The sequence below is a fragment of the Marinobacter sp. genome, assembly GCF_041690455.1.
Classification (GTDB): Bacteria; Pseudomonadota; Gammaproteobacteria; order Pseudomonadales; family Oleiphilaceae; genus Marinobacter.
Window position 1 is genome coordinate 1 of the sequence record NZ_JAWLHI010000153.1, and the last position, 2,766, is coordinate 2,766.

Annotated in this window: 2 protein-coding genes and 1 pseudogene; all 3 read right to left on the reverse strand. The window is 60.3% G+C overall.

Features of this window, described 5'->3' with window-relative positions; all coding sequences use genetic code 11:
* A partial coding sequence (locus tag ACESMW_RS18940) for an acyl-CoA dehydrogenase family protein (protein ID WP_372988514.1) occupies window positions 1–1,275 on the reverse strand: 1,275 nt, incomplete at its 3' end.
* 302 nt (window positions 1,276–1,577) lie between these two features.
* A complete protein-coding gene (gene bioD, locus ACESMW_RS18945) occupies window positions 1,578–2,270 on the reverse strand; it encodes a dethiobiotin synthase (protein ID WP_372988515.1) in 693 nt (230 codons plus the stop codon).
* Window positions 2,271–2,535: 265 nt separating this feature from the next.
* Window positions 2,536–2,766: pseudogene (locus tag ACESMW_RS18950) on the reverse strand (malonyl-[acyl-carrier protein] O-methyltransferase BioC); the annotation flags it as partial.

Consider the following 2,766-nt stretch of genomic DNA (forward strand, 5'->3'; position numbering starts at 1 on the left):
CCATTCGGAGATAAAGCCGTGGCCACCGAATACCTGCATGCCCAGGTTGGCGGACTCGTAACCGATCTCGGTCAGGAACGCCTTGGCGATCGGAGTCAGGAAGCCCAGCAGCGCATCAGCCTGCTTGCGCTCTTCCTCGGTCTTGCCGCTGTGAACCACGTCCACCTGCTGGCCGGCCAGGTAAATCAGGGCACGGGCACCTTCCGCCACGACCTTCTGGGTCAGCAACATACGGCGTACGTCCGGATGCACGATGATCGGATCGGCAATGCCGTCCGGGTTCTTCGGGCCGCTCAGTGAGCGCATGGCCAGACGTTCTTTGGCGTACGCCAGGGAACCCTGAAAGCCCAGTTCGGCCGCACCCAGGCCCTGGATGGCAGTACCGATACGGGCAGTGTTCATGAAGGTGAACATGCAGTTCAGGCCCTTGTTCTCCGGCCCGATCAGCCAGCCCTTGGCGCCATCGAAGTTCATGACGCAGGTGGCGTTGCCGTGGATACCCATCTTGTGCTCAAGGGAACCACAGGAAACCGCGTTACGCTCACCGGCAGAACCGTCTTCGTTCGGCAGCTGCTTGGGCACGATGAACAGGGAGATACCCTTGGTACCTTCCGGCGCACCCGGCAGGCGGGCCAGAACGATGTGGACGATATTCTCGGCCATGTCGTGCTCGCCGGCAGAAATGAAGATCTTGGTACCGGTGATGCTGTAGGTGCCGTCGGCGTTGGGCTCGGCCTTACTACGCAGGGTACCCAGGTCGGAACCACAGTGCGGTTCGGTCAGACACATGGTGCCGGTCCACTCGCCGCTGATCAGCTTGGTCAGGTAGGTCTGCTTCTGTTCTTCGGTGCCGTGGGCTTCGATGGTGTTGGTCGCGCCGTGGCTCAGGCCCGGGTACATGCCCCAGGACCAGTTGGAGGTACCGACCATTTCGCTCATGACGAGGCCGAGTGAATGCGGCAGGCCCTGGCCACCGTAGTTGGGATCGGCAGTCATGGACGGCCAGCCACCTTCGACGTACTGCTGGTAAGCTTCCTTGAAGCCGGTCGGTGTCTTCACACCGTCTTCGCTCCAGCTGCAGCCTTCCCGGTCACCCACCTGGTTCAGCGGAGACAGTACCTGCTCACAGAACTTTGCACCTTCCTGGATAATGGCGTCCACCATATCGGGACTGGCGTCTTCGGCACCTTCCAGACTGGCGTAATGCTGCTCGCTGTCCAGCAGCTCGTTCATAACAAATTTGATGTCACGCAGGGGCGCTTTGTATTCAGGCATGGAATCCACCTCGGTTCTCGGTCTCAGCTGAAACAGGGTTAACAGCCTTTGGCCTTGGTTTGCTCAGACACCACAACGGCACGCGCTGCGGCCTTAATTAAACACTTGTTTGAAACATACGTTTACTGGCACAGAATTGTCAATAGCCGGATGGAAAATTTGTGCGGGGTGGCCGGCCATCCGGGAACAGGAAAAACACCCTGCCCGGCTGACGCGAGAGGGTGTCGGAGAGTGCTTCAGGGCTGATGCGAGGGCGAAGGGGCCGGCCGCTTTGGAGGCTGCCGGCACACCGGCAGGTTAGCTCAGGATTCGAACAGTGGACCGATATTGAGGTAGCGCGCCAGGGCGGCGGGCTCCGGCTGCTCGAGCCAGGGCAGGACCCCGAGGCAGGGGGTGCCGAGATGGGTGGTCAGGTAATTGAGGGTTTCCTGTTCGCAGTCCATGGCTTCGCTTTCGACCCGGTTGGCGACCCAGCCGGCAATGGTCAGGCCGTCGGCGCGGATGGCTTCGGCGCTCAATAGGGCATGGTTGATGCAGCCGAGTTTGAGGGCGACGACGAGGATGACCGGCATGCCAAGCTCCCGGGGCATGGCGGCGTAGGTTTCCCGGTCATTCAGGGGCACCCGCCAGCCGCCAGCGCCTTCGACCAGCAGCAGGTCCGCAGGCTGGATCTGGAGGCCGCGGCAGAAGCCGATCAGTCTTTGGGCGGTGACGTTTTTGTCCGCTTGTTGGGCAGCGACGTGGGGGGCGATGGCCGGTTCCAGGGCGATGGGGTTGATCTGGTCGTAGGGGAGTTTTTCGGTGATGGCCTGCTGGAGTATCAGGGCGTCTTCGTTGCGGAGGCCTTCTGGGGTCTGGTCGCAGCCGGAGGCGATCGGCTTCATGGCCAGGGTGCGTTTACCCTGGGCTTTGGCTGCCTCGAGTATGGCGGCGGAGACCATGGTTTTGCCGACGCCGGTGTCGGTGCCGGTCACGAAATAGCTTTTTTTGGCCATCTTGGGCGTAACTCTCTTAAAACTTTTACTTTGGGTGGAAGCTCAGGAGGTGGAAGCTCTTTCCAGGACACGCTACGAGCACCCCTTCGGGGTCCAGCCAGCAATCACAGATTGCTGTCGTTCGGCTGTCGCATGAAGCTTCGCTTCATAAACGCTCGGCCTCACCCATGTGCGCTTGTTTCGGGCCGTCCTTGGCCCTCAACAGTCCTGGAAAGAGCTTCCACCTCCTGAACCCCGACCACCAGTTGCTACCAACTTCTCGAATTCAGACTCGCCAATACATCCAACCTGCCACGTAGCTGGCAACACAGCCGTGCTTGTCCGACCGCGGATAGGCACCACACATTGCCTTATATCGACCTGGGGAAGTGACCGACTTTCGACGTCCCTCCCCTTTGAAACCAGCCCCAAGCAGCTTCAACTCCCGATTTAGCGCCATGGGCGAATCATAAGGCAAACGGATGGTTTCCGTGACCAGCTCTGAGCCTGACAAAAC